The 25,284-nt window shown below is 42.3% G+C and carries 23 protein-coding genes and 3 tRNA genes; 25 read left to right on the top strand and 1 reads right to left on the bottom strand.

Features of this window, described 5'->3' with window-relative positions; all coding sequences use genetic code 11:
* The first annotated feature begins 13 nt into the window (after window positions 1-13).
* The 6 genes from mnmG to ACSVDE_RS16215 all read left to right on the top strand — a co-directional run bounded on the left by mnmG (window position 14) and on the right by ACSVDE_RS16215 (window position 6,199).
* Window positions 14-1,903, top strand: coding sequence for a tRNA uridine-5-carboxymethylaminomethyl(34) synthesis enzyme MnmG (mnmG, locus tag ACSVDE_RS16240; RefSeq protein ID WP_439301890.1), 1,890 nt, complete (start codon window positions 14-16; stop codon window positions 1,901-1,903).
* Between the two features lie 12 nt (window positions 1,904-1,915).
* Window positions 1,916-2,629: a 16S rRNA (guanine(527)-N(7))-methyltransferase RsmG gene (rsmG, locus tag ACSVDE_RS16235; protein ID WP_439301889.1), complete on the top strand. Its 714-nt coding sequence runs from the start codon at window positions 1,916-1,918 to the stop codon at window positions 2,627-2,629.
* Between the two features lie 111 nt (window positions 2,630-2,740).
* Window positions 2,741-3,625: a nucleoid occlusion protein gene (gene noc, locus ACSVDE_RS16230; protein ID WP_439301888.1), complete on the top strand. Its 885-nt coding sequence runs from the start codon at window positions 2,741-2,743 to the stop codon at window positions 3,623-3,625.
* 138 nt (window positions 3,626-3,763) lie between these two features.
* Window positions 3,764-4,525, top strand: a complete 762-nt coding sequence (locus tag ACSVDE_RS16225; RefSeq protein ID WP_439301887.1) for a ParA family protein — start codon at window positions 3,764-3,766, stop codon at window positions 4,523-4,525.
* Window positions 4,518-5,366: a ParB/RepB/Spo0J family partition protein gene (locus ACSVDE_RS16220; RefSeq protein ID WP_439301886.1), complete on the top strand. Its 849-nt coding sequence runs from the start codon at window positions 4,518-4,520 to the stop codon at window positions 5,364-5,366. Before ACSVDE_RS16225 ends, ACSVDE_RS16220 begins: the two co-directional genes overlap by 8 nt.
* Window positions 5,367-5,461: 95 nt before the next feature.
* Window positions 5,462-6,199, top strand: a complete 738-nt coding sequence (locus ACSVDE_RS16215) for a DUF554 domain-containing protein (RefSeq protein ID WP_439301885.1) — start codon at window positions 5,462-5,464, stop codon at window positions 6,197-6,199.
* Between the two features lie 34 nt (window positions 6,200-6,233).
* Here ACSVDE_RS16215 and yyaC read toward each other — a convergent pair whose 3' ends face one another.
* The gene (gene yyaC / locus ACSVDE_RS16210) at window positions 6,234-6,851 is read right to left on the bottom strand and encodes a spore protease YyaC (RefSeq protein WP_439301884.1); all 618 of its coding nucleotides are present in this window, start codon (window positions 6,849-6,851) and stop codon (window positions 6,234-6,236) included.
* A 122-nt stretch (window positions 6,852-6,973) separates the two neighbouring features.
* Between yyaC and ACSVDE_RS16205 the strand changes: the two genes are divergently transcribed.
* The 19 genes from ACSVDE_RS16205 (at window position 6,974) to yycH (ending at window position 25,282) form a co-directional block, all read left to right on the top strand.
* Window positions 6,974-7,978, top strand: coding sequence for a YkvI family membrane protein (locus ACSVDE_RS16205; RefSeq protein ID WP_439301883.1), 1,005 nt, complete (start codon window positions 6,974-6,976; stop codon window positions 7,976-7,978).
* A gap of 114 nt (window positions 7,979-8,092) precedes the next feature.
* The gene (locus tag ACSVDE_RS16200; RefSeq protein WP_439301882.1) at window positions 8,093-8,290 is read left to right on the top strand and encodes a DUF951 domain-containing protein; all 198 of its coding nucleotides are present in this window, start codon (window positions 8,093-8,095) and stop codon (window positions 8,288-8,290) included.
* 172 nt (window positions 8,291-8,462) lie between these two features.
* The gene (ychF, locus tag ACSVDE_RS16195; RefSeq protein ID WP_439301881.1) at window positions 8,463-9,560 is read left to right on the top strand and encodes a redox-regulated ATPase YchF; all 1,098 of its coding nucleotides are present in this window, start codon (window positions 8,463-8,465) and stop codon (window positions 9,558-9,560) included.
* Between the two features lie 211 nt (window positions 9,561-9,771).
* Window positions 9,772-10,062 (top strand): 30S ribosomal protein S6, encoded by a 291-nt coding sequence (gene rpsF / locus ACSVDE_RS16190; RefSeq protein WP_226552535.1) that lies wholly within the window; start codon window positions 9,772-9,774, stop codon window positions 10,060-10,062.
* A gap of 17 nt (window positions 10,063-10,079) precedes the next feature.
* Window positions 10,080-10,613: a single-stranded DNA-binding protein gene (gene ssb / locus ACSVDE_RS16185; RefSeq protein ID WP_439301880.1), complete on the top strand. Its 534-nt coding sequence runs from the start codon at window positions 10,080-10,082 to the stop codon at window positions 10,611-10,613.
* A gap of 50 nt (window positions 10,614-10,663) precedes the next feature.
* A complete protein-coding gene (gene rpsR / locus ACSVDE_RS16180) occupies window positions 10,664-10,891 on the top strand; it encodes a 30S ribosomal protein S18 (RefSeq protein WP_226552531.1) in 228 nt (75 codons plus the stop codon).
* Between the two features lie 538 nt (window positions 10,892-11,429).
* Window positions 11,430-12,125, top strand: coding sequence for a Type 1 glutamine amidotransferase-like domain-containing protein (locus ACSVDE_RS16175; RefSeq protein WP_439301879.1), 696 nt, complete (start codon window positions 11,430-11,432; stop codon window positions 12,123-12,125).
* Window positions 12,126-12,239: 114 nt separating this feature from the next.
* The gene (locus tag ACSVDE_RS16170) at window positions 12,240-13,169 is read left to right on the top strand and encodes a YybS family protein (RefSeq protein ID WP_439301878.1); all 930 of its coding nucleotides are present in this window, start codon (window positions 12,240-12,242) and stop codon (window positions 13,167-13,169) included.
* A gap of 19 nt (window positions 13,170-13,188) precedes the next feature.
* Window positions 13,189-15,162 carry a DHH family phosphoesterase gene (locus ACSVDE_RS16165; protein WP_439301877.1) on the top strand — a complete coding sequence of 658 codons (1,974 nt, stop codon included), beginning with the start codon at window positions 13,189-13,191 and terminating at the stop codon, window positions 15,160-15,162.
* Window positions 15,159-15,605, top strand: coding sequence for a 50S ribosomal protein L9 (gene rplI, locus ACSVDE_RS16160; RefSeq protein WP_439301876.1), 447 nt, complete (start codon window positions 15,159-15,161; stop codon window positions 15,603-15,605). The genes ACSVDE_RS16165 and rplI overlap by 4 nt, the downstream gene beginning before the upstream one ends.
* 15 nt (window positions 15,606-15,620) lie before the next feature.
* Window positions 15,621-16,988 carry a replicative DNA helicase gene (gene dnaB / locus ACSVDE_RS16155; RefSeq protein WP_439301875.1) on the top strand — a complete coding sequence of 456 codons (1,368 nt, stop codon included), beginning with the start codon at window positions 15,621-15,623 and terminating at the stop codon, window positions 16,986-16,988.
* Between the two features lie 399 nt (window positions 16,989-17,387).
* On the top strand, window positions 17,388-18,674 hold the full coding sequence (locus tag ACSVDE_RS16150; protein WP_439301874.1) for an adenylosuccinate synthase: 1,287 nt from the start codon (window positions 17,388-17,390) through the stop codon (window positions 18,672-18,674).
* Window positions 18,675-18,996: 322 nt separating this feature from the next.
* Window positions 18,997-19,072 (top strand) — tRNA-Lys (locus ACSVDE_RS16145).
* A gap of 135 nt (window positions 19,073-19,207) precedes the next feature.
* Window positions 19,208-19,283: transfer RNA gene (locus ACSVDE_RS16140), tRNA-Asp, on the top strand.
* Between the two features lie 29 nt (window positions 19,284-19,312).
* Window positions 19,313-19,388 (top strand) — tRNA-Phe (locus ACSVDE_RS16135).
* A gap of 305 nt (window positions 19,389-19,693) precedes the next feature.
* A complete protein-coding gene (locus ACSVDE_RS16130; protein WP_439301873.1) occupies window positions 19,694-21,121 on the top strand; it encodes a peptidoglycan DD-metalloendopeptidase family protein in 1,428 nt (475 codons plus the stop codon).
* 179 nt (window positions 21,122-21,300) lie between these two features.
* Window positions 21,301-22,008 carry a response regulator YycF gene (gene yycF / locus ACSVDE_RS16125; RefSeq protein WP_439301872.1) on the top strand — a complete coding sequence of 236 codons (708 nt, stop codon included), beginning with the start codon at window positions 21,301-21,303 and terminating at the stop codon, window positions 22,006-22,008.
* A gap of 5 nt (window positions 22,009-22,013) precedes the next feature.
* Window positions 22,014-23,843: a cell wall metabolism sensor histidine kinase WalK gene (gene walK, locus ACSVDE_RS16120; protein ID WP_439301871.1), complete on the top strand. Its 1,830-nt coding sequence runs from the start codon at window positions 22,014-22,016 to the stop codon at window positions 23,841-23,843.
* Complete coding sequence (gene yycH / locus ACSVDE_RS16115) at window positions 23,840-25,282, top strand: two-component system activity regulator YycH (RefSeq protein WP_439301870.1); 1,443 nt, start codon at window positions 23,840-23,842, stop codon at window positions 25,280-25,282. The genes walK and yycH overlap by 4 nt, the downstream gene beginning before the upstream one ends.
* Window positions 25,283-25,284: the final 2 nt, after the last annotated feature.

Raw genomic sequence — 25,284 nt, 5'->3', positions numbered from 1 at the left:
AGGAGGTTCCGATATGAAACGATATGATGCGGGAAACTTTGATGTCATTGTCGTTGGAGCAGGCCATGCAGGAGTAGAAGCAGCGCTGGCCTCAGCAAGAATGGGGGCGAAAACCCTCGTACTGACATTGAATTTGGATACGATCGCTTATATGCCATGTAACCCATCCGTCGGTGGTCCGGCAAAAGGGATTGTCGTCCGTGAAATAGATGCCCTCGGTGGGGAAATGGCAAGGAACATTGATAAGACCCACATTCAGATGAAAATGTTGAACACAGGAAAAGGACCTGCTGTTCGTGCACTACGCGCGCAAGCAGATAAATTCCTGTACCAAAATGAAATGAAGAAGACGATGGAACAAGAAGAAAACCTTACACTCCGCCAAGGTATGGTTGAAGAATTGATCATTGAAGACGGAGTATGTAAAGGTGTCGTGACCAAAACCGGTTCTGCCTACTATGCGAACAGCGTTGTCGTGACAACTGGTACGTACTTGAGAGGGAAGATCATCATCGGTGAATTGACTTATGAAAGCGGACCGAACAACATGCAGCCGTCAATCAACCTTTCTCATGACTTGAAGAAGCTTGGTTTCAATATGGTTCGTTTCAAAACAGGCACACCACCTCGTGTCAATTCTCACACGATTGATTACAGTAAGACGGAAATCCAGCCAGGAGATGATAAACCGCGAGCGTTCTCTTATGAGACGACGGAATACATCACCGATCAAATCCCTTGCTGGTTGACGTACACAGGTGAAGTGACGCATCAACTGATTAACTCGAACCTGGAACGTTCACCAATGTATTCTGGTATGATTCAAGGAACAGGACCTCGTTATTGTCCTTCTATTGAAGATAAAATCGTGCGTTTCAATGATAAGCCACGCCATCAGATTTTCTTGGAGCCGGAAGGACGTAATACGGAAGAAGTCTATGTACAAGGCTTGTCGACGAGTCTACCGGAGGATATTCAACGAAAAATCCTCGCAACGATTCCGGGTCTTGAAAAAGCGGAAATGATGCGCGCTGGATATGCGATTGAATATGATGCGATTGTACCGACACAGCTGTGGCCATCACTTGAGACCAAGTTGGTGAACAACCTGTTCACGGCAGGGCAGTTGAACGGCACAAGCGGATATGAAGAAGCCGCAGGTCAAGGAATCATGGCTGGAATCAATGCTGCACGAAAATCACAAGGTGAAGATCCAGTCATCCTGGATCGTTCCGAAGCATATATCGGAGTTCTGATTGACGATCTCGTGACGAAAGGGACGAATGAACCTTACCGTCTGCTTACATCGAGAGCAGAATACCGTCTCTTGCTCCGTCATGATAATGCTGATCTTCGTTTAACCGAGCTTGGTTACAAGATCGGACTTGTACCAGAAGACCGTTACCAACGCTTTGTTTATAAAAAAGAACAAATTGCTGAGGAAATCAACCGCCTGGAGCATACGTCCGTCAAACCGGATGAACAGACGCAAGCCATTCTTGAAAAAGCAGGAAGTAGTGCACTGAAAGAACCGATGAGTGCAGCTTCATTATTGAGAAGACCTGAAATCACTTATGACGTAATTGCGGAAATTGCTCCGGCAGATCAAGAGGTTCCGGAAGTTGTAGGGGAGCAGGTTGAAATCCAGACGAAATATGCTGGATATATAGATAAGCAACTGGCACAGGTTGAAAAAGTGAAGAAAATGGATGAAAAGAAGATCCCTGAAGATATCGACTATGATGCGATCAATGGTCTAGCAACGGAAGCAAAGCAGAAGCTAGCTGAAGTCCGCCCGCTTTCAGTCGGCCAAGCGTCCAGAGTTTCAGGTGTGAACCCATCTGACATTTCCATTTTGCTCGTCTACCTTGAACAAGGAAAGATTGCGAAACTTGCCAAGTAATGAGGTGCACCAATGAACATTGAACAATTCCAACAAAAGCTGGAGGAGAAAGGGATCACCCTTTCTCCTGAACAGCTTCATCAATTTGATACATATTACGAAACATTAGTGGAATGGAACGAGAAAATGAATTTGACAGCGATTACAGACCGGGAAGGGGTGTACTTGAAACACTTCTACGACTCGATCAGCGCGGCATTCCATTTCGATTTCAACCAGATTGAAAAGATGTGTGACGTTGGTGCCGGAGCCGGCTTCCCGAGCATACCGATTAAAATCTGCTTTCCACATCTAGACATTACGATCGTTGATTCGTTGAAAAAGCGGATGACGTTTTTAGAGCATTTATCTGAAAGATTGAACCTAACGAATACGCATTTTTTCCACGATCGCGCCGAAACGTTCGGAAAAAACAAATTCCACAGAGAACAGTATGATCTCGTTACTGCGCGTGCCGTCGCACGCCTTTCTGTGCTAGCGGAATTATGTTTACCGCTTGTGAAAGAAAACGGTACATTTTTAGCAATGAAAGCGGCCAATGCATCAGAAGAACTGGAAGATGCTAAAAATGCAATTACGCAATTAGGCGGCCGATTTGAAAACTTAGAGCAGTTCCAGCTACCGATTGAAGAGAGCGAACGGAATTTAATTTTCATTCATAAGCAAAAATCGACACCTAAAAAATACCCAAGAAAGCCTGGTACGCCAAACAAATCCCCACTATAGTTTCACGTGAAACATCCTATTTTGTCGGAAGAAAGATGCCTCTTCATGAAAGGATATAGGAAACATCCTGTAGAAAGTTATGTATGGAGTTTGAAAAAGGTGGTGTAAGAGATGAAACATCCGTTTTCACGATTGTTTGGTCTGGGAGAAAAGACTTCTGAGGCTGAAGAGGGTACTGTCGAGAATGAAACGATCGAAGAAGAGTTCAGTGGAAACGAAGAAGTGCTTCAAATACCAATCAAAGAAATCGTCCCGAACCGATACCAACCACGTACGGTCTTTATTGATGAACGAATAGAAGAATTGTCTCAAACGATTAAAACACATGGAATCATACAGCCTATTGTTGTCCGCCGTAGAGAGGATGTATATGAGATCATTGCAGGGGAGCGCCGCTTCCGTGCAGTCCAAAAGCTCGGGTGGTTGACGATTCCTGCAATCGTCAAAGAATTCAACGAGTCTCAGACGGCATCCATTGCGCTTATTGAGAACTTGCAACGTGAAGAACTCTCTGCCATTGAAGAAGCGACAGCGTATGCAAAATTGATTGAGATTCATGGCTTAACGCAAGAAAGTCTTGCCCAGCGGTTGGGCAAAGGGCAATCGACCATTGCGAATAAGCTTCGTTTGTTAAAGCTGCCTGATGCGGTCCAAAATGCTCTTTTGAATAAAGAAATAACAGAACGTCATGCAAGGGCGCTTATTTCATTGAAAGTACCTGAAAAACAAGAAAAGGTACTGAAGGAAATTAAGGAACGCAATCTGAACGTTAAACAAACGGAAGAACGGATCAAGCAGCTATTAGAAGCTGAAGATCCAGACAAAAAGGCGAAACCGAAGCCAAAGCGTAAATCGGTAAGTAAGGATATGCGCCTTGCGATGAATACGATTCGCCAATCGATCGATATGGTCCATCAAACAGGTCTTTCTATCGATACAACAGAAGAGGACCTGGATGATTGCTATCAGATCACCATTCGTATTCCGAAAAAGTAATCACAATCGACGATAGATTCATAGAGAGGGCTGGCTACACACCGTAGCTGGTCTTCTTTGTATTAAAATTATCATTCCTTTTTCCGTATTCATGATAGAATAAGAAAAAGTAGTTGTAGGGTAAGGGTAGGTGACATCGTGGCGAAAGTCATTGCAATTGCCAATCAAAAGGGCGGAGTTGGCAAAACGACCACATCAGTGAATTTAGGAGCATGCCTAGCATATCTAGGTAAGAAAGTGTTAATGATTGATATCGATCCTCAAGGAAACGCCACAAGTGGTGTTGGTATAGATAAAGGGGACATTGATCAATGCATCTATGATGTATTGGTGGATGATGTAGACGCTCAAAAAGTCATCCAACAAACGAATGTAGAAGGCTTGTCGATCATTCCTTCTTCCATTCAGCTTGCGGGAGCTGAAATCGAACTCGTACCGACGATTTCCCGAGAAGTACGATTGAAACGTGCGCTTGAGCAAGTAAATCATCAATTTGATTATATTATCATTGATTGCCCCCCTTCATTAGGGCTTTTGACGATCAATTCTTTGACAGCATCAGATGCAGTCCTCATTCCGGTCCAGTGTGAATACTATGCCCTGGAAGGCTTAAGTCAGCTTTTGAACACAGTCCGTCTCGTACAAAAGCATTTGAATACGGATTTACGTATAGAAGGTGTATTGCTCACCATGTTTGATGCCAGAACCAATCTTGGCATCCAGGTGATCGAAGAAGTAAAGAAATATTTCCAAGAAAAAGTGTATGGTACTGTCATTCCAAGGAATGTCCGGTTGAGTGAAGCACCCAGCCATGGGAAACCAATCATTATCTATGACCCGAAATCTCGGGGAGCGGAAGTGTATCTAGACCTCGCAAAGGAAGTGATGTCGAATGGCTAGAGGATTAGGAAAAGGAATCAATGCTTTCTTCCCGACGAATGAATCTGAAACCGAACAAGAGATCCAAGAAATCAAGCTCAGTGACATTCGTCCCAACCCATATCAACCAAGAAAAACGTTTGACCAGAATGCCATCAATGAGCTGAAAGAATCCATAGAAATGCATGGTATTCTGCAGCCCATCGTCGTTCGGAAAAGCATCAAAGGGTATGAAATTGTGGTCGGCGAGCGCAGATATCGTGCAGCCAAGGAATGCGGCCTGAAAAAAATCCCGGTTCTCGTAAAAGATTTGAACGAACAGAAAATGATGGAACTCGCATTGATTGAAAACTTACAAAGGGAAGACTTGAACCCAATTGAGGAAGGACAAGCTTATGCCAGCCTCATGCAAGAGTTGGAATTAACGCAAGAACAGTTGGCAAGCCGTTTAGGAAAAAGCCGACCGCATATCGCGAACCACTTGAGACTTCTGCAGCTGCCTGCGCTGGTACAACAATTGTTAGCAGAGAAAAAGCTGTCGATGGGTCATGGACGAGCACTTTTATCCCTTAAAAATAAAACGCACGTTTCTTCTGTCGTCCAGAAAATCATGAAGGACAACTTGAGTGTGCGCCAAGTGGAACTTCTTGTACAACAATTGAACCAGAATGTTTCACGTGAAACAAAGAAAAAGAAACCTGAAAAGAACGTATTCGTTAAAGAAAAAGAATCCAGTTTAAGAGAACGTTTTGGAACACCTGTTACGATCAAGCAGACGAAACAAAAAGGAAAGATCGAAATCGACTTCTTTTCAAAGGACGACTTGAATCGTATATTAGAGTTATTAGAAGGTAGAGAGTAGACCAAAACCATCGACTTCGATGGTTTTTCTTTTCGAATATTATGAAAGATAAATGCGATTACTTTTTAGTCATATAAATGGAAAGTAGGGGAATCATGGTACTGCTTGGGACACTTGTCAATGGTTTAGCCATTGCGTTAGGAACGTTGTTCGGCTTGATCTTCACGAAAATCCCTGAAAGCACAAAAACGACCGTACTACAGGCAATGGGATTAGCTGTTGTTTTATTAGGGATCAAAATGGGACTGCAAAGCAATCATATTCTCATCGTGATCATCAGTCTCGCACTTGGAGGGGTGATCGGGGAAAGCTTGAAGCTGGATGACCATCTTAATAACCTCGGTGCTTGGATTGAAAAGAGAGCTGGTGCTAAGCGGGAGGGAAGTGTCGCAAAAGCATTTGTTACAGCGACACTTGTATTCGTAATCGGCGCGCTATCGGTTGTCGGGGCTTTGGACAGCGGTCTGCGACTTGACCATGAAGTGCTTTATACGAAGGCTTTGATCGACGCCTTCATTTCAATGATCTTTACGACCACGATGGGTTTTGGAGTCATCTTTTCTGCTGTACCAGTCGTATTGTATCAGGGGACGATTGCCCTGATGGCAACACAAATCCAGAGCTTGTTCAGCCCGGATCAGCTTCAAGTGTTAATTACAGAGCTGACAGCGACGGGTGGAATCCTCATCTGTGCCATCGGCCTCAACCTGTTGAAGATCATCCATGTGAAGGTATTGAATCTACTACCGAGCTTAGTGGTAGCAGGTGTGTTGATTTATCTTTTACCTTATAAAAACACCATCTTAGACTTTTTCTCATTCATTCCTCTATAAAAATAAAAAGGCGGACCATGACGGTCTGCCTTTTTTAATGCAATTCTGCAATATCTTTCGTGATTGTACTTTCCGGTGGTCGTTTCTGGAAGCTTTTCCTCAAACTCGACAAGTAGATGCCTTCTGCAATCAGATCAGCCATCTTCATGACGAGATTCAATCGGGTATTTTGTAAGACGAAGTACTCCATGAACCCACTTACGTTGACGATTCCGGTCATGTGGATTTCACCGACTGGAGGTAGCTGTTTTTTGACCGCAGCACCTGGTTTTACAGGACCTTCTCCTAACGATACCATCCCGACACTGCTTAATTTACCGAGGCATGCGTCAATTCCGATAATGAACGGATTGATGTGTTCTTTTTTGATTTGGTCGAGTTTTTCCTCGAGATTCACAGCATGAACAGGGTCTTCAAGGGTCCCATAAACTTCATAATAAGCAGAATGTTTCGCTTTCAACTTCGTTCCGACTAGTGGTCCTAAAGAGTCACCTGTCGAACGATCAGTTCCAATGCAAACAATGACAATCGGTCTTGAATTTGGAAGGAGTTTGACTAGGTTACGGGTAATTTCTTGAATCGCATCCGCATCTTCATGATGAACTTTATATTGAAACGGTTTTTTTGGAAGTATTCTCCGTTTTAGATTCATAGGACCCTCTCCTTTGTAATAGTAGTATCAGTATACGGATAAAATTTGGACGTTATACATAAATCCGATAAATACTAAACGTTAGGGAGGATAACGAGTTGGTGAGAGCAGGATTTCAATGGATGTTTCTGATATTGGGTACTGTCATTGGAGCAGGTTATGCCTCAGGCCGGGAGCTGTGGCAATTTTTTGGTCAAGAAAGTGTACTTGCTATCATTCTATTTTCCCTATTGTTCAGTTTTTGCTGTTATATCATCATGTCGATGAGTTTCAAAGAAAAAACCATTCACTATCGACCGATTTTGGAAAAGCTCATCGGTTCACGACTTACCACAGTGTTCGATCTATTGATCATATTGTATTTATTCTCTACAACGGTCGTCATGTTAGCTGGGGGTGGGGCGACATTACACACGTTCCGCATCCCATATTGGTTCGGTGTCTTATTCATTATGGCGTTGCTCGTTCTACTCTTTTTCTGGGATGTTGAAGGTATGATCTCCATGAATGCATTCGTCATTCCGATCCTCGTCATCTTACTTGTGTTCGTATTATTTGTATTCACGAAACATCATATGGACGAACTTCCCTTTGATTTCCGTCATCATGCCAATTGGCCATCCGCATTCACTTTTACGGCACTGAATATTCTACCGCTTGTTGCTGTATTATCAGCTGTTGGGAACCAGATTCAGAGAAAAGGGGAAATTCTCATTGCAAGTATCGGAAGTGGCGTCATACTTGGAGGTATCTCGTTATTGTACAATCAATCGTTGTTGTCTATCGCAAATGAGATCGTCTTATATGAAATACCGCTGTTCGCAATCTTGAAGCATTATCCTTACTTCTGGGTGCTAATCATGTCGGTCCTATTATGGATCGCCATCTATACGACAGCGGCATCAGGTGTTTTCGGCATAATATCGAGATTCCGAAAGACGATTAACCTACCACTCTGGTTAATGAGCGCTATTTTATTATTGATCATGATGCCGATGACAAGCTTTGGATTTTCTACGCTTATAGCGATTTTATACCCGATTTACGGCATCCTTAACCTTTACATTCTTGCTGCCATCCTTTTGTACCCTTTCATGAACAAAAAGGGGTACAGAGAACACTTGTAAGGTAAAAATTAGATGAATTTCGAGTGAACTATAACGAAAGATGTATTGCGGAGAATGGTAAACCTTTTGTAAGATAAAGTTATCAATTCGAGATGAATGGAGGGAAAGGACGCTATGAGCCAGACAAAAGAATTCGAGCTGAACGACGTAGTCGAAATGAAGAAACCTCATCCGTGCGGTGAAAATCGTTGGAAAGTCATCCGTTTGGGTGCGGATATCCGGATTAAATGCATGGGATGCGAACATAGTGTCTTGCTTCCAAGAAAAGAGTTCGTGAGAAAGATGAAGAGAGTTTTGACTGAAAAAGAGTAAGTCGTCGATCGACTTACTTTTTTTAATGCGACTGGAATGTGTTCCACGTGAAACAAATGTAACAGGGGAAGGGTGATGGAATAGCGTTTCGTTGCTTGTTTTTTTCAACACTTCTCTCTATAATTGGAAAAGATGTAGAACTCGTGTTCAAACCTAAAAGGAGTGTATATAGATGGCGTTAACAACTGGAATCGTGGGGTTGCCGAACGTAGGTAAATCCACACTATTCAATGCAATTACACAAGCAGGAGCAGAAAGTGCAAACTATCCGTTCTGTACAATCGACCCCAACGTTGGGATTGTAGATGTGCCAGATTCTCGACTACAGAAGCTGACAGAGCTGGTCAATCCTAAGAAAACTGTCCCGACTCACTTTGAATTCACTGACATCGCTGGTATTGTAAAAGGCGCAAGTAAAGGAGAAGGTCTCGGAAACCAGTTCCTTTCACATATCCGCCAGGTCGATGCGATTTCTCATGTGGTCCGTTGTTTTGATGATGAGAACATCACACACGTTTCAGGGAAAGTCGATCCAATTGATGATATCGAGACAATCAATCTAGAATTGATCTTCGCTGATATGGATACGATTGAAAAACGAATTGCACGTGTTGAAAAATTGGCACGTCAAAAAGATAAAGAAGCATCCTATGAATTCGAAATCCTTTCAAAGCTGAAGGCAGCTTTTGAAGCAGAGCAGCCAGCACGTAGCGTGGAACTGTCAAAAGAGGAAAAGAAAGTCGTTCATGGACTTCACTTGTTAACGATGAAGCCTGTTCTTTATGTAGCGAACGTAGCAGAAGAAGATCTGCTCGAAGGCGGAAACGAACTTGTTGAGCGTGTTCGTGACTATGCTGCGAACGAAAATGCAGAAGTCATCGTCATCAGTGCAAAAGTAGAATCGGAAATTGCTGAACTTGAGGGTGAAGAGAAGCAGGCGTTCCTTGAAGAGCTTGGAATCGAAGAAAGCGGACTCGATCAATTGATTCGTGCAGCATACAATCTCTTAGGTCTGGCAACGTACTTTACAGCTGGGGAGCAAGAAGTGCGTGCTTGGACATTCCGCCAGGGGACGAAAGCACCTCAAGCAGCGGGAATCATCCACACAGATTTCGAACGTGGATTCATCCGTGCAGAAGTTGTTTCTTATGATGATCTTGTTGATGCAGGCTCAATGGGCATCGCTCGTGAAAATGGAAAAGTAAGACTGGAAGGAAAGGAATACGTCGTCGTAGACGGAGACGTCATCCACTTCCGTTTCAACGTATAAAACAACAATAATTAACGACCATCGATTTCGGTGGTCGTTTCTTGTTTGTTACAATTAACAAATCGTTTATCTTTGTTTGTGCTGAGACCCTTGTCTATGCATGGGCTTTTTGCTATAATGGTTCGGTGTGAGTTATTATTGTCTAAATAATTGACTCTCCTTGCTTTTACGAAACAGTAAAAGCCGCTAAGACCAAAAGGAGGTGACCGGAATGCGTAGATATGAAATCATGTACATTCTGCGCCCGAATCTAGAAGAGGAAGCTCAAAAAGCTACTGCTGAAAAAGCTGAAAGCATCCTTAAAGAGAACGGTGCAGAAATTGAAAAAGTTGATGACATGGGTAAGCGTCGTCTTGCTTACGAAATCAATGATTTCCGTGATGGCTACTACAAAGTTATGTATGTAAATGCAGAAACTGAAGCTATCAACGAATTTGACCGTCTAATGAAGATCGACGACAGTGTTCTTCGTTTTATGACTATCGTTAACGAACAGCAGTAATTTAAGGAGTGGTTCTGGTGATCAACCGCATTATTCTTGTCGGCCGACTAACGAAAGATCCAGAGCTACGATATACTCCGAACGGAGTTGCCGTAGCGAATTTCACACTAGCTGTGAACCGTCCATTCACGAACCAACAAGGTGACCGTGAAGCGGACTTCATCAACGTCGTAGTGTGGCGCAGACAAGCTGAAAACGCAGCGAATTTCTTGAAAAAAGGAAGTCTTGCAGGTGTAGACGGCCGTTTGCAGACTCGATCTTATGATAACAACGAAGGTCGCCGAGTATACGTAACCGAAGTGATGGCAGAAAGTGTCCAATTCCTTGAGCCTAAAGGGTCCAGCCAGGGTGGCGGTGGATATGGAAACAATGACAACAACAATCCATTCGCTGGTTCAGGTTCAGGACAAGGTGGTCAAGGCGGCTACGGAAATTCTGGTAATAAGAATTTCGGCGGTGGCAATCAGAACCGTAATAACGACTTTAATGATGATCCTTTCGCAAACGACGGTAAGCCAATCGACATCTCTGATGACGACCTGCCGTTCTAAGGACATCGACTGACGATATATTCTACAAAAAATGAGAAGGAGGGGTAATAATGGCTCGACCTAGAGGCAGAAAGCGTAAAAAGGTTTGTTTCTTCACAGTAAACCAAATTACCTACATCGACTATAAAGACATTGATCTTCTAAAGCGTTTCGTTTCTGAGCGTGGAAAGATTCTTCCACGTCGTGTAACCGGAACTTCTGCGAAGTATCAACGACAATTGACAAGAGCAATCAAGCGTGCCCGTCAAATGGCATTGCTTCCATACTCAGCTGAGTAGTATGAATGACAGCAGGGATTTGTTCCCTGCTGTTTTTGATTACATAAAAAAAGGTTTGAATCAGGGTGTGGTGTCTAGCTTCAGCGGCTAACTCCTTGGACTACTTCAGTCCCCTTGCGGCGGCCACAGCCTCCTCAGTGGACTTCCAGTAGCCATCGGAGTTACTCGAGCCGCTTCAGCTTTTCTTTTAAAAAATGTGCAGGAGACGTCAACACTTGTCCAAACAGACTTGTCCACCAAGCATAGTATGTATTGTAGCTAGCTAATCGACACTTGAAGTGCGATGCCACCCCATTCTCCTTTATTGTTAAAACCCTCATCTCGATTTCCAGTGTAGAGATGTCCTCCATCGCTTGACACACGATGTAAAATAAATCGGCACGCATGACAACGTATCCATTAGCTGGCTCATAAATATAAATGAACATTGAACGAATGATAGGAGCTTCAATAAGCTCTTTTTTATTTTTTGAAGGAAATTCATCAGATCCATGGAAAGTATCCTCTTATAACGTTTTTTGACCAGGAGGACATGCTGATGAAATCACACATCATCGCGATGGGCGGTGGCGGTTTTTCGATGGAACCCGATAACCTCCTATTGGATCAATACATACTTGAACAAGCTAATCAGAAAAAACCGAAGATATGTTTCATCCCAACAGCGAGCGGGGATGCAGAGGGATATATTGAGCGCTTCATGACAGCCTTCAACACACTGGAGTGCGAACCAAGCTATCTATCCCTCTACAAACCTCCCCAATCCATAGAAGCGTTTGTGATGAGCCAAGACATTGTGTACGTTGGTGGAGGCAATACGAAGAATCTCCTCGCATTATGGAAAGAATGGGGACTCGATACGATTCTGTACCGTGCCTGGAAAAGCGGACGGATTTTGGCTGGCTTAAGTGCAGGTTCGATCTGTTGGTTTGAGCAAGGTCTGACCGATTCTTATCCTGGAAAAATCTCTCCGATCACTTGCCTCGGGTTTTTGAAAGGAAGCAACTGTCCCCACTTTGACGGAGAAGAGACCCGGAGACCTTCGTATCATCGCCTTTTATCGGAAGGAAAGGTGAAGGAAGGTATTGCAGCGGATGATGGTGTCGCTCTCCATTATGTAGATGGTGAACTAATGGGGATTGTCTCATCCCGACAAGAAGCGTATGCTTATCATATGCGTGTAAAAGAAGGTACCGTTACCGAAGAAAGGTTAAATCCTCGTTATCTCGGCTAACATGAAGAAGAAACACTTTTTATGACTGAGGGGTAAGGTAAACATTGAATGAGACTACAAGAACCCATACAATGAAAAAGGTGTTTCGAAACGGAAGACAGATGAGGTGACACTGTGAATCGAACGCGAGCGCTGACAGAAGGTGCTATACTGGCATCTGTTTATGCAGTATTATTTTTAATAACTCTATATATACCGGTTTTATCAATAGTTACGTTGTTTCTATTATCCTTGCCTTTCATCCTATATACAGTAAGACACGGTTTCAAGAAGAGCTTATTGTTCTTTGCAACGACCCTTGTCTTGTCCGTGATTGTTGGTAGTCTGGCAGCCATCAACGTACCGATTTTATTTGGCTCAGTTGGAATCGTTCTAGGCCATTTATATCGTAAGAAGAGTGGAATGTTTGCGGTACTGTTAGGTGCGACGCTCACTTATCTCGTGAACTTCGTATTGATTTATGTGATGAGCATCATTCTATTGGATATCAATCTAGCAACTCAACTCAAGGAATCTCTTGAAGAGTCCATCCGATTGACAGAAGAGGTCGGTGGCATGTTGGGTGGAGATGTTGAACAGACGGTAGGGCAGCTACGTGAGCTCTTATCCATCGTTCCATACATTTTACCGGCTTTGATTGTGATTTTATCCGTATTCTTCGCATTCCTTACAGTGGTTGTTTCCAACTTGTTTCTGAAAAGGTTCAAAATCGAAATACCAGACTGGAAGCCATTCCGTTATTGGTCTTTCCCGAAGAGCATCATCTGGTATTATCTAGCCGTCATTCTCCTGTTTCTCACCAATCCAGAGGAGGGATCGGCACTCTATATCATTACGATGAATCTTTATCTTGTCCTTGAAATCGTCCTGGTGATTCAAGGTTTAGCATTCATTTATTTTTACTTTTGGAAAAAGAACAAAGGAAAAACGATTCCTGTACTCATAACAATCTCACTATTTATCATTCCAGTAGGATTTTATGTCATTCGAATCTTAGGTATAATTGACTTAGGATTTGATTTAAGGAATCGGATTAAAGCCTGAAGCATGGGAGCTGACCTTCATGCCAAAGTTTTTTGAGAAAAGGTGGCAGGAGCTGCATATCGTATTGCTGCTTGTCATTTTGGCTATATTTATTGGTGTCATAACCTACTATAATTGGATATTCGGAATCGTTGCCTTTTTCCTGTTAGGAGCGACGATTTATTTTGCGTTAATGAAAGAATTGGAATTCAGGACAAAGATCGAGGATTACATATCGACGCTTTCCCATCGTGTTAAGAAAGTCGGGGAAGAAGCGTTGATGGAAATGCCGATCGGAATCATCCTCTATGATGAACAATACAAGATCGAGTGGACGAACCCGTATTTGACGACGATCATCGAACAAGAATCGTTCATCGGCAACTCCTTGAACCTGATTTCTGAAGAACTGATCCCTTTCATCAAAGGAGAAGAGAAAGAAGATATCATCAAAGTCAATAAAAGGAAGTACCGAGTCTATTTAAAAAGGGAAGAACGTCTGTTATATTTTTCAGATGTAACCGAACAAGTCGAAGTAGAACGCCTGTATGATGAAGAACAAACGGTCATGGGGCTTATCTTCTTAGATAACTATGATGAAGTGACACAAGGGATGAACGATCAAGTCCGAAGCAACATCAACAGCAAGGTCACTTCCATCCTGAACCAATGGGCGAACGATTATGGCATTTTCCTGAAGAGGACATCTTCTGAACGTTTTGTAGCGGTCCTGAATCAGCGAATTTTGTCGGAATTGGAGAAGACGAAATTCGCGGTGTTGGATGAAGTGCGTGAATTGACGTCGAAGCAGAACATTCCATTAACATTGAGTATCGGTTTAGGAAGCGGCTCTGCAAACTTACCGGATCTTGGTCAGCTTGCTCAATCCAGCTTGGATCTTGCCCTCGGCCGAGGCGGAGACCAAGTCGCGATCAAACAGACGAATGGCAAAGTCCGTTTTTATGGCGGTAAGACGAATCCGATGGAAAAACGAACACGGGTCCGTGCACGGGTTATTTCTCATGCATTGACGGAACTGGTGTCGGATAGCGATCAAGTCATTGTCATGGGGCATAAGAACCCAGATATGGACGCGATTGGCGCAAGCATCGGAATTCTGAAGGTCGCAAGTATCAACGAAAAGCCCGGAAGTATTGTGCTGGATCCGAACGATATCGATATCGGTATCCAGAGACTGTTGGAAGAAGTCCGGGAGAAAGAAGAGTTGTGGGAGCATTTCATTACGCCTGAAGAAGCGTTGGAACGTGCGACACCGAATACATTGCTCGTTGTCGTAGATACCCACAAACCATCTCTTGTGATTGAAGAGAAGCTGCTGAATAAGCTGGAAAAAGTGATCGTCATCGATCATCACCGCCGTGGTGAAGATTTCATTGATGATCCAGTCCTTGTCTATATGGAACCTTATGCGTCATCGACAGCCGAGCTCGTGACTGAGCTATTGGAGTATCAACCAAAGCTTCGTAAGATGGATATCCTGGAAGCTACCGCTTTACTTGCCGGTATCATTGTAGATACGAAGAGCTTTACGCTACGAACCGGTTCAAGAACATTTGACGCCGCTTCTTACTTGAGGTCACATGGAGCGGATACGATACTAGTCCAGAAATTCCTGAAAGAGGACCTTGATCGATACGTGAAGCGTTCCAGATTGATTGAAAATGCTGCAATCTATAAAGGCGGAATTGCTATCGCCCTAGGGGAAGAGGACGAGGAATATGGCCAAGTGTTGATCGCGCAAGCAGCGGACACACTTCTCTCTATGTCCGGCGTTCTTGCATCGTTTGTCATTTCCAAGCGAATTGATGATAAAATAAGTATTAGTGCCCGTTCATTAGGGGACGTGAACGTTCAAATGATCATGGAGAAATTGAACGGTGGAGGGCATTTGACAAATGCAGCCGCTCAATTGGAAGACGTTACGATAGAAGAAGCGGAACTACGCTTAAAAGAGATATTAGATGAATATTTTGAAGGGGGAGACGAGGAATGAAAGTCATTTTCTTAAAGGATGTAAAAGGAAAAGGAAAACAAGGTGAAGTGAAGAACGTTTCCGAAGGATACGCTCGAAACTACTTGTTCCCGAACAACCTGGCGGCAGAAGCGAATAAAGGCAATCTGAAGTCATTAGAGAAAAAGAAAGAAAGTGAAGAAAAGAAAGCCGAAGATGAACGTCTTGAAGCTGTTGCGTTGAAAGACGAGCTTGAGAAGCTCACGGTTGAACTTTCTACCAAAGCCGGAGAAGGCGGTCGTTTATTCGGTTCCGTTACAAGCAAGCAGATTGCGGATGAATTGAAGAAGAAAAAATACAAAGTCGATAAACGGAAAATTGAACTTTCAGAGCCAATCCGTTCGCTTGGTTACACGAATGTTCCCGTCAAACTTCACCCTGAAGTGACGGCTACGCTAAAAGTACATGTCTCAGAACAGAAGTAATAAGGAGGAAAAGCAATGAGTGATCTATTTTCGGATCGTATCCCTCCTCACAATATAGAAGCAGAGCAGGCAGTCCTCGGGGCTGTCTTTCTCGAGCCCGAAGCATTGACGACAGCGACTGAGCTGTTGATGCCAGAAGATTTCTACCGCGCTGCCCATCAGCGGATCTTTTCGGTCATGGTCGACCTTTCGGAAAAAGGCGAGCCGATTGACCTGGTTACCGTTACGTCAGAGCTGCAGGATCGGAAGCTTCTAGAGGAAATTGGCGGCGTATCGTACCTGAGTGACCTGGCGAACTCGGTCCCGACTGCCGCAAATATTGAATATTACGGCCATATCGTCGAGGAAAAATCGTTATTAAGACGTTTGATCCGTACGGCAACCGATATTGCCGCCAACGGTTATTCCCGCGAGGACGAAGTCGAAGAGATTTTGAACGAAGCGGAGAAAAACATACTGGAAGTGGCACAGCGGAAGAACACAGGTGCTTTCGTATCGATTAAAGATGTCCTAGTGGACGCATACGATAACATTGAACAGCTTCAGAATAAAAAAGGGGACATCACAGGGATTCCGACTGGTTTCGTAGAGCTTGATCGTATGACCGCAGGGTTCCAACGGAACGACCTGATCATCGTCGCTGCGCGTCCTTCGGTAGGTAAGACCGCATTCGCGTTGAACATCGCACAAAACGTGGCAACGAAGACCGATGAAAACGTCGCGATCTTCAGTTTGGAGATGGGGGCGGAACAGCTCGTCATGCGTATGCTGTGTGCAGAAGGAAACATCGATGCTCAACGTCTACGTACTGGTGACCTGCAAAGTGAAGACTGGCAGAAGCTGACGATGGCGATGGGAAGTCTATCCAATGCTGGTATCTATATTGATGACACGCCAGGTGTCCGAGTCAGTGATATCCGTGCGAAGTGCCGTCGTCTGAAACAGGAAAAAGGCCTCGGCATGATTTTGATCGACTATATGCAGTTGATTCGTGGGAATGGTGGAAAATCCGGAGAGAACCGTCAGCAGGAAGTCTCTGAAATTTCCCGTTCATTGAAAGGGTTGGCACGTGAACTTGAAGTTCCAGTCATCTCCCTGTCTCAGCTCTCCCGTGGGGTTGAGTCCCGTCAGGATAAGCGTCCGATGATGTCCGATATCCGTGAATCCGGAAGTATCGAGCAGGATGCCGATATCGTCGCCTTCTTATATCGTGACGACTACTACGATAAGGAAAGTGAAAGCAAGAACATCATTGAAATCATTATCGCGAAGCAACGTAACGGTCCAGTCGGAACTGTAGAGCTCGCCTTTGTAAAAGAATACAATAAATTCGTTAACCTCGAACGGCGTCATGATGAAAGTGGAATGCCGCCAGGGGCATAGATGAAGCCAGGATGGAGTGATCCATTCTGGCTTTTTTGTATGTTGATGAGAAGCGGTGTTGAAATCCCATGGATTTCTCCTTTTGGTTTATAAATTAATAATGCGGATTATAATTTCCTGATTTGGATTATAAATCCGGAATCTGGATTATAATTTCTGAAATTGGATTGTAAATTCTAAATTTGGATTATAAATTCCCAAAATGGATTTATCCCTTCCTATCTGTTCCACGATCTGATTTTTTACAAATGAAACCGATAATCATTCAGATAACGAACGTATAAAATAAATAATCATTTAATGTTCGGATTTGATTGACATCAGACGTGTGAGTTGGTACACTTAGCATGGTTTTTAAAGCAATAAACGAACTGTTCTAATACCTTGGAGGTGCACATTATGAGTTCTGTAGTCGTTGTTGGTACCCAGTGGGGAGACGAAGGAAAAGGAAAAATCACAGATTATCTTTCACAAGAAGCGGAAGTGATTGCTCGTTATCAAGGTGGAAATAACGCTGGACATACAATTGTGTTTAATGACAAGAAATATAAATTACATTTGATCCCATCCGGTATTTTCTTTGATGACAAGATTTGTGTCATCGGAAACGGTATGGTCATCGATCCGAAAGCGCTCGTTGAAGAGCTTGCTTATCTTCATGATAAAGGTGTAAGTACGGAAAATCTGCGCATCAGCAACCGCGCGCATGTCATCCTACCTTATCATTTGAAGCTGGATATTTTAGAAGAAGAAAGTAAAGGCGCAAACAAAATCGGTACGACGAAAAAAGGAATCGGTCCAGCATACATGGATAAAGCAGCGCGTACTGGCATCCGTATCGCTGACCTTCTCGATAAAGAAGAATTCGCGGAAAAACTAGAGCGAAACTTGAATGAAAAGAACCGTCTATTTGAGAAAGTCTACGAAGTCGAAGGCATGAAGCTGGAAGACATCTTAGAAGAGTATTATGAGTACGGTCAGCAAATCGCAAAATATGTAACGGATACTTCTGTTACATTGAACGATGCGCTTGATAATGGACGTCGTGTGCTCTTTGAAGGTGCACAAGGTGTTATGCTCGATATTGACCAGGGAACGTATCCATTCGTAACTTCTTCCAACCCGATAGCGGGTGGCGTAACAATCGGATCCGGTGTCGGCCCATCCAAAATCCATCATGTCGTAGGTGTATCCAAGGCATATACGACACGTGTAGGTGACGGTCCATTCCCGACTGAGCTTCATGATGAAGTCGGCAATCAAATCCGTGAAGTTGGAAATGAATATGGTACCACTACAGGCCGTCCACGCCGTGTCGGTTGGTTTGATAGTGTCGTAGTTCGCCATGCACAGCGTGTCAGCGGGATTACAGACTTATCTTTGAACTCGATTGATGTATTGACAGGTATTGAAACGTTGAAAATTTGTACGGCATACAAATATAAAGGTGAAATCATTGAAGAGTTCCCAGCGAGCTTAAAAGTTCTTGCTCAATGTGAGCCTGTTTACGAAGAAATGCCAGGCTGGAAAGAAGATATCACGGGTGTACGCTCATTGGACGAGTTGCCTGAAAATGCCCGCCACTATGTGGAGCGTATTTCACAGCTTACAGGTATTCCACTCTCCATCTTCTCTGTAGGACCGGATCGTAAACAAACAAACCGCGTGAGAGGCGTATTCTCTTAATTGTAAAAGAAAGTAGTGACCTTGCGAAAAACAGCAAGGTCACTTTTTATACAGTTCTTTAGACCCCGCATAGATGGATGACTCTTTCCTCTGGATCGGTGTAGGTCTAAAATCACCTTTGAACTAAATTGAAAGACAATTAAAACTTGTCGATTTCTCGTTGTATTTTCATAGATTCCATGGTACTATTTATTTTGTCGGTCAAAACGAGAGCCATTAGCTATGAACGACACATCTATGTTTTGGCTGTGAATTGTCCTGACGCAGCACTCTACGGTAGGAATACTGGCAGAGGAAAGGTCACAGTTTGAGTAAACTTCGAGAGCCATTAGCTCAGTCGGTAGAGCATCTGACTTTTAATCAGAGGGTCGAAGGTTCGAGTCCTTCATGGCTCACCATTTTTTCAACGCAAGGGACTCTCACCTACGGTTCCCCTGCAGAAGTTTCATAACGCGTGCTTATACAGCAGGACTAGCTGACGCGTCGGAGTCCTTCATGGCTCACCATTTTTTCTTTTAAAACAGTTTTTTCATGGACCCGTGGTGTAGGGGTTAACATGCCTGCCTGTCACGCAGGAGATCGCCGGTTCGAATCCGGTCGGGTCCGCCATTAATAACTTAAAAATTTTAACTTCATATGGCTCGATAGCTCAGTCGGTAGAGCAGAGGACTGAAAATCCTCGTGTCGGCGGTTCGATTCCGTCTCGAGCCACCATTTTAAACATTCAGCATGAGAAATCATGCTTTTTTTATTGTCTTTTTCCACTAAATTCCTGAAAAGAGAGTTAACTGGAAATCATTTTACAGCAATACTACAGTTACATTACAAAAAGATGTAATATATTGTCGAAGAAATACATCCTATGATAATGTTGAAAACGGAATCTAAACTAGATAAAAAGTCATGAGATAAAGAGACTAGCTATATAGAGACTACATAGTAGGAGGAGAAGTAAGGTTTTGGGTATGGGGATCTGTAATTCAAAAAAGTATAAAATCACATTTCTAAGTTTACTTGTTATGGCATTGGGAATGTTCGGTTTCAGTTCCAACACATATGCGTCAGATGATCGCTTCGAACTGATCAAGACTGTATTCCACGTGTATGTTGATGGAGAAGAAATTGGCATAGTGAACGAAAAAAGTGTCGTAGAGGACACAAAGAAAAAAATCATCAGTAAGAATGAAGATCGTTTCAAGGATATACAATTGACTGTAAACGAAGACATCCAGTACGTCCCTGAAAGAATCTTCAATCCAGATATAGATCACGAAGCTGTAAAGAAGAAATTGAATGAACGTTTAACTGTTGGCATCATGGGTGCAAAAGTAACCTTTGGTGGGAAAACACTAGGTTATTTCAAAACGCCTGAAGAAGCGGAAAAGTTTTTACGTGAGTTGAAATTGAAGCATGCTGATGCTGATACGCTTGACCGATTGGAAAAAGAAGCAACTGCTAAGAAGAACGGTACAGAAGGCATTGAAACAGTTTCTTTAGACAACACAAGCAAGGATACTGAAGAAGAAAAACAAGACAAAATCACGAGCGTCGATTTTGATACATCTGTTCAAATCACGCCTTCCAGTGTTTCAATTGATGAAGTGACAGACCAAGAAAAAGCTCTTTCTCTATTTGAAAAAGGGACACACGAAAAGAAAGTACACGAAGTAGAGAAGAATGACACAATTGAATCGATTGTGAAGGAATACGACCTGAGCTATGAAAAAATCTATGATTTGAATCCTGGTCTTAAAAAGGAAGACAAGCTCAAGATCGGACAAAAAATTAATGTAATGGCATATGAGCCTTACGCACGAGTCATTGTTAAAGAACACGTTACAAAAGAAGAAACAATTGCTCATGAGTCTGAAGTTAAAGAAGATGACTCCATGCCTAAAGGTGAAAGCAAGATTACACAAGATGGTAAGGACGGAAAGAAAAAAGTCCAATATGCCGTCACCAAAATCAACGGAAAAGTATCTAAAGAAGAAGTGCTTTCTGAAGAGATTCTCTCAGAACCTGTAACCGAAATTGAGCTTAAGGGAACGAAAATTATTCCTTCCCGCGGAACTGGTTCTTTCCATTGGCCGACAGTAGGAGGTTATATCTCCAGTAAAAAAGGTCAACGTTGGGGCAGAGCACATAAAGGAATCGACATTGCAAGACCAAGCAATCGCTCCATTCTATCAGTTGATAATGGTACAGTCGTTTCTGCTAGTTTCAACAGTGGTGGTTACGGAAATCGAATCATCATCAATCACAATAACGGATTCAAGTCTGTATATGCCCACCTCGCATCAATGGATGTGAAAGTCGGACAAACTGTCAAGAAAGGGCAAAAGATTGGAGTAATGGGATCCACAGGACACTCCACAGGAGTTCATCTACACTTTGAACTTTATAAAAACGGAGCGCTACTGAATCCGTTGCAATATATTAGCCAATAACGCTATTGCCTCTGGTAGGTCATACCTACCGGAGGTTTTTCTATAAATTTTACAAGAAACGAGCAAATTTCCTCATATCGGGTTAGTGTGGTAAAATAAGTGAAAACTATGAAAAATAATTATAATGTTATATATGTACTTGAATTGGTTTTAACTTTTCTGAAAAGGAGACCATCAACATGGATAAAAAAATCTTAGTAGTAGACGATGAAAAACCGATTGCAGATATTCTGCAGTTCAACCTAGAAAAAGAAGGATTCAATGTCGTTTGTGCGTATGATGGTGCAACAGCTTTAGAAAAAGTAGAAGAAGAAATGCCGGATATGATCTTATTGGATATCATGCTTCCTCAAAAGGACGGTATGGAAGTTTGCCGTGAGATCCGCAAGAAATTTGACATGCCGATCATCATGTTGACGGCTAAAGATTCCGAGATCGACAAAGTCCTAGGATTGGAGCTTGGTGCAGATGATTATGTGACCAAGCCTTTCAGTACACGTGAACTGATTGCGCGTGTGAAAGCCAATATGAGACGTCACCAGCAAGAAGGGGACAAGGAAGGTATCGATTCAACAAGCGAAATCAAAATCGGTGCACTTACCATTCACCCGGAAGCGTACTTAGTGACAAAACGCGGTGACACGATTGAACTGACCCACCGTGAATTTGAGCTGCTTCACTATATGGCGAAGCATACAGGACAAGTCATGACTCGTGAGCACCTATTACAGACTGTTTGGGGTTACGATTACTTTGGAGACGTACGTACAGTTGACGTAACGGTTCGTCGTTTAAGAGAAAAAGTGGAGGATAACCCGAGTCATCCAATGTGGATCATTACACGTCGCGGAGTAGGGTATTACCTTAGAAATCCAGACCAGGAGTAGTTTACATGAAAAAGGTTGGCTTCTTTAAATCTATACATTTTAAGTTTGTTGTGGTATATATTCTTCTCATCCTGATCGCCATGCAAGTCATTGGCGTTCTTTTTATGGATCGACAAGAACAGAAATTACGAGAAAACTTCACAAAGAACATCGACGAAAATGCAGACATGATTGAAGTTAACGTAGAGGAAGAACTCGAAAATATCCTGACACAATCAGATAAAGAAGCTCCTCAAGAAAGATTATCTTCTTTGTTACAGGATTTTTCATTCACATTTTCTGATATTGATAAGATGATGGTGGTCAATCTAGACCAACAGATTATAGCCGCGGATGATGAAGATTTAGTCGGAAAAAAATCAACTCAAAATTTAATCTCCCAAGCACTTTTAGGTCACAGTACAAATGATATCTTTCAAATAGAAGATGGAGATCAGCTTGTACGCACATATGTTGTATCTAAACCTGTTCGCTCTGCTCAAAATGGGCAATTATTAGGAGCTCTATATCTCGAAGCCTCTATTGAAGATATTTATGGTTTGTCGCGAACACTCAACGAAATTCTCGCAAATGCGACAATTATTGCCCTGGCAATTACCGCATTATTAGGAATTGTCCTCGCGAGTACGATTACACGACCTCTAGCGGATATGCAAAAACAAGCTCAAGTAATGGCAAGAGGAGATTTTACACGTAAAGTTAAAGTGTATGACAAAGACGAAATCGGACAACTTGCGGCTTCATTCAACGATTTGACTAAAAAACTTCAAGAAGCGAATGAAATCACAGAGAGCGAAAGGACAAAATTACGTTCTGTCCTTTCTTACATGACAGATGGTGTTATTGCAACTGACCGTGATGGATTTATTATTCTCATGAATGATCGCTCTGAAGAAATGTTGTCCATGTCCAGACATGAAGCGATGGGTAGATATTTACCTGAAGTGTTGGGGATAGAGAAAGACTTTTCAATTGATAAATTAGAGGAATCTTCAAATTCCTTAATATTGGATTATAGTTCTCATGAAGTGCCATTCATCCTACGGGCAAGTTTCTCTGTCATTCAAAAGGATGATGGACCCGTCAATGGAATCATTACCGTATTACATGATGTAACAGAGCAAGAGCAGATTGAGAGAGAACGTCGAGAGTTCGTTTCGAACGTTTCCCATGAACTCCGTACGCCATTGACGACGATGAGAAGTTATTTAGAAGCATTAGAAGAAGGTGCGATGCAGGATGAGAACTTGGCACCTAAGTTTTTGAGTGTAACCCAGCAGGAAACAGAGCGTATGATTCGATTGGTAACGGATCTGCTTCAACTTTCCAAGATGGACAACAAAGATTTCCGACCTAATTTCCAAAAGGTCAACCTACGTGAGTTAATGCTGCAGGTAATTGATCGTTTTGAGATGTCGAAAAGTGATCAGATTACTTTTGAAAAACATATATCAGATAAACCTTTACCTGTAAGAATCGATCGTGACAAGATTACTCAGGTGCTCGATAATATCATCTCTAATGCTTTGAAATATTCACCTGATGGAGGTAAAGTGACTTTCCATCTGAACAAAGATGGGAAAAGTGTCCACATCAGTATAAAGGATGAGGGAGTAGGTATCCCGAAGCAGAATCTATCTAAAATTTTTGATCGATTCTATAGAGTGGATAAAGCAAGGTCTAGGGAAATTGGCGGTACTGGACTTGGTCTAGCTATTGCAAAAGAAGTCGTCATTGCGCATAATGGTCAGATTTGGGCTGAAAGTGAGTATGGTAAAGGTACAACTATACATGTGAAGCTCCCCACTCATCAAACTAGGGAGGCAAGTGCATGATGTCAGTAAAAAATTTACTAGAGAGTATGCATAAGTTCTACTCATCTTTATGGGATAATATTGAAAGAATTAAATCCGTCCTTCTTACTCTGTTGATCCTTCTCAGCATTTTTTTGACATGGAATCTTTGGACGTATACACCCCAAAACAATGTGCTTGAAGAACAAGAACCATTCAAGTCGGCTATTGAGGAAGGGGAAAAGAAGAAGTTAAGTGACATCATCCAACCTAAGCAAATCATCCTTCATGAGAATGGTAAACATTATTGGTTTTATGGATATGGTCAAGAAAAGTTATACAATTCAATCCAATCAAATCTTTTAACCTCTGGAGATATCAAAAACAAGAAAATTGAAAATCCTGAATATGGAATTACTATCTCTTATCCAACTCCAATCCCAGTGGAAGTACTGAAAGAGACATTTAACTTTAGTGGTGAGAGCGCAAGAGCTAAATTGAATGGGGACAAAGCTGTAGAAAAAATAATTTGTTTCAAGGAAAACAATGGTTGGAAGCTACAATTTATTATTGGAGACAGAAAATCAAATTCTGAAACAGACCAAATAGTAAACTCAAATCAAGTTATTGAGTATCAATTAAGCAATCCTGATGATATTGATAATACAGTTGTAGAATTAGAAGAAGATGAAGATATTGAGAAAACAGAAGTGGTACAGCGTAGTTTTCAGCGGAAAGATTATTACTGGCCGAAGGAGAACATGACACTTGATAATTACAAGGTTCCTGCGAACACAATAGATATAGAGTTATTCGTAAAAGCACTACTTCCGCCAGATGTGGTTTCTAAAACCTCTAATGAAACAGAGACGACTCTCTTTTTAAGACAACGGAGTCAAATCAAGTACTTTAAAAATCGTGAGGAATTCACGTACATCAATAATCAATATAGTCAAGAAGAGGTTATTAGGCAGAATGCAATTATTCAGAGCCTTGATTTTATTAATAGTCATGCAGGGTGGACTTATGACTTCTATTTAGAACATTATTATGATGCAGAAGAAGACCCAACAACCAACAATAAACAAAAAGATTTGACATATCGATTGTTAATGCATGGTTTCCCGGTTATGGAAGGATTACCAGGGAGCAGATCTATCGGTAGTATGGATCTAGAGTATACGTATAATCAGGTGACCAAATATAATCGCTATCTAGATTTTCCTGAAGAAGACTATAAACATGTACCAGTCGGGGAAACGAAGATTCAGGATGATGAGGCAGTTCTTAATGCTTTAAAAAGGCTAGAGGAAACTTATAGTAATCTAAAAGTTACTGATGTAACGATTGGTTACAAAGCCAATAAGGAACAAGATGTTGATAGGTATGACATTGTTCCAACATGGTTCTATAAAAGCGGATCTTCCTGGGTGGAACTTGATATTGACACAAATGAAACACCTACGAATAAAGGAGGATAACT

It is taken from the genome of Pseudalkalibacillus sp. Hm43, assembly GCF_051842935.1.
Lineage (GTDB): Bacteria > Bacillota > Bacilli > Bacillales > Fictibacillaceae > Pseudalkalibacillus.
Note: the sequence above shows the minus strand (reverse complement) of the source record. Positions and strands in the feature narration are given on the sequence as shown.

Coding starts and splice junctions, on each gene's coding strand:
- mnmG (WP_439301890.1), top strand. CDS start 14: ATGAAACGATATGATGCGGGAAACTTTGATGTCATTGTCGTTGGAGCA.
- rsmG (WP_439301889.1), top strand. CDS start 1,916: ATGAACATTGAACAATTCCAACAAAAGCTGGAGGAGAAAGGGATCACC.
- noc (WP_439301888.1), top strand. CDS start 2,741: ATGAAACATCCGTTTTCACGATTGTTTGGTCTGGGAGAAAAGACTTCT.
- ACSVDE_RS16220 (WP_439301886.1), top strand. CDS start 4,518: ATGGCTAGAGGATTAGGAAAAGGAATCAATGCTTTCTTCCCGACGAAT.
- ACSVDE_RS16215 (WP_439301885.1), top strand. CDS start 5,462: ATGGTACTGCTTGGGACACTTGTCAATGGTTTAGCCATTGCGTTAGGA.
- yyaC (WP_439301884.1), bottom strand. CDS start 6,851: ATGAATCTAAAACGGAGAATACTTCCAAAAAAACCGTTTCAATATAAA.
- ACSVDE_RS16205 (WP_439301883.1), top strand. CDS start 6,974: ATGTTTCTGATATTGGGTACTGTCATTGGAGCAGGTTATGCCTCAGGC.
- ACSVDE_RS16200 (WP_439301882.1), top strand. CDS start 8,093: ATGAGCCAGACAAAAGAATTCGAGCTGAACGACGTAGTCGAAATGAAG.
- ychF (WP_439301881.1), top strand. CDS start 8,463: ATGGCGTTAACAACTGGAATCGTGGGGTTGCCGAACGTAGGTAAATCC.
- rpsF (WP_226552535.1), top strand. CDS start 9,772: ATGCGTAGATATGAAATCATGTACATTCTGCGCCCGAATCTAGAAGAG.
- rpsR (WP_226552531.1), top strand. CDS start 10,664: ATGGCTCGACCTAGAGGCAGAAAGCGTAAAAAGGTTTGTTTCTTCACA.
- ACSVDE_RS16175 (WP_439301879.1), top strand. CDS start 11,430: ATGAAATCACACATCATCGCGATGGGCGGTGGCGGTTTTTCGATGGAA.
- ACSVDE_RS16165 (WP_439301877.1), top strand. CDS start 13,189: ATGCCAAAGTTTTTTGAGAAAAGGTGGCAGGAGCTGCATATCGTATTG.
- rplI (WP_439301876.1), top strand. CDS start 15,159: ATGAAAGTCATTTTCTTAAAGGATGTAAAAGGAAAAGGAAAACAAGGT.
- dnaB (WP_439301875.1), top strand. CDS start 15,621: ATGAGTGATCTATTTTCGGATCGTATCCCTCCTCACAATATAGAAGCA.
- ACSVDE_RS16150 (WP_439301874.1), top strand. CDS start 17,388: ATGAGTTCTGTAGTCGTTGTTGGTACCCAGTGGGGAGACGAAGGAAAA.
- ACSVDE_RS16130 (WP_439301873.1), top strand. CDS start 19,694: ATGGCATTGGGAATGTTCGGTTTCAGTTCCAACACATATGCGTCAGAT.
- yycF (WP_439301872.1), top strand. CDS start 21,301: ATGGATAAAAAAATCTTAGTAGTAGACGATGAAAAACCGATTGCAGAT.
- walK (WP_439301871.1), top strand. CDS start 22,014: ATGAAAAAGGTTGGCTTCTTTAAATCTATACATTTTAAGTTTGTTGTG.
- yycH (WP_439301870.1), top strand. CDS start 23,840: ATGATGTCAGTAAAAAATTTACTAGAGAGTATGCATAAGTTCTACTCA.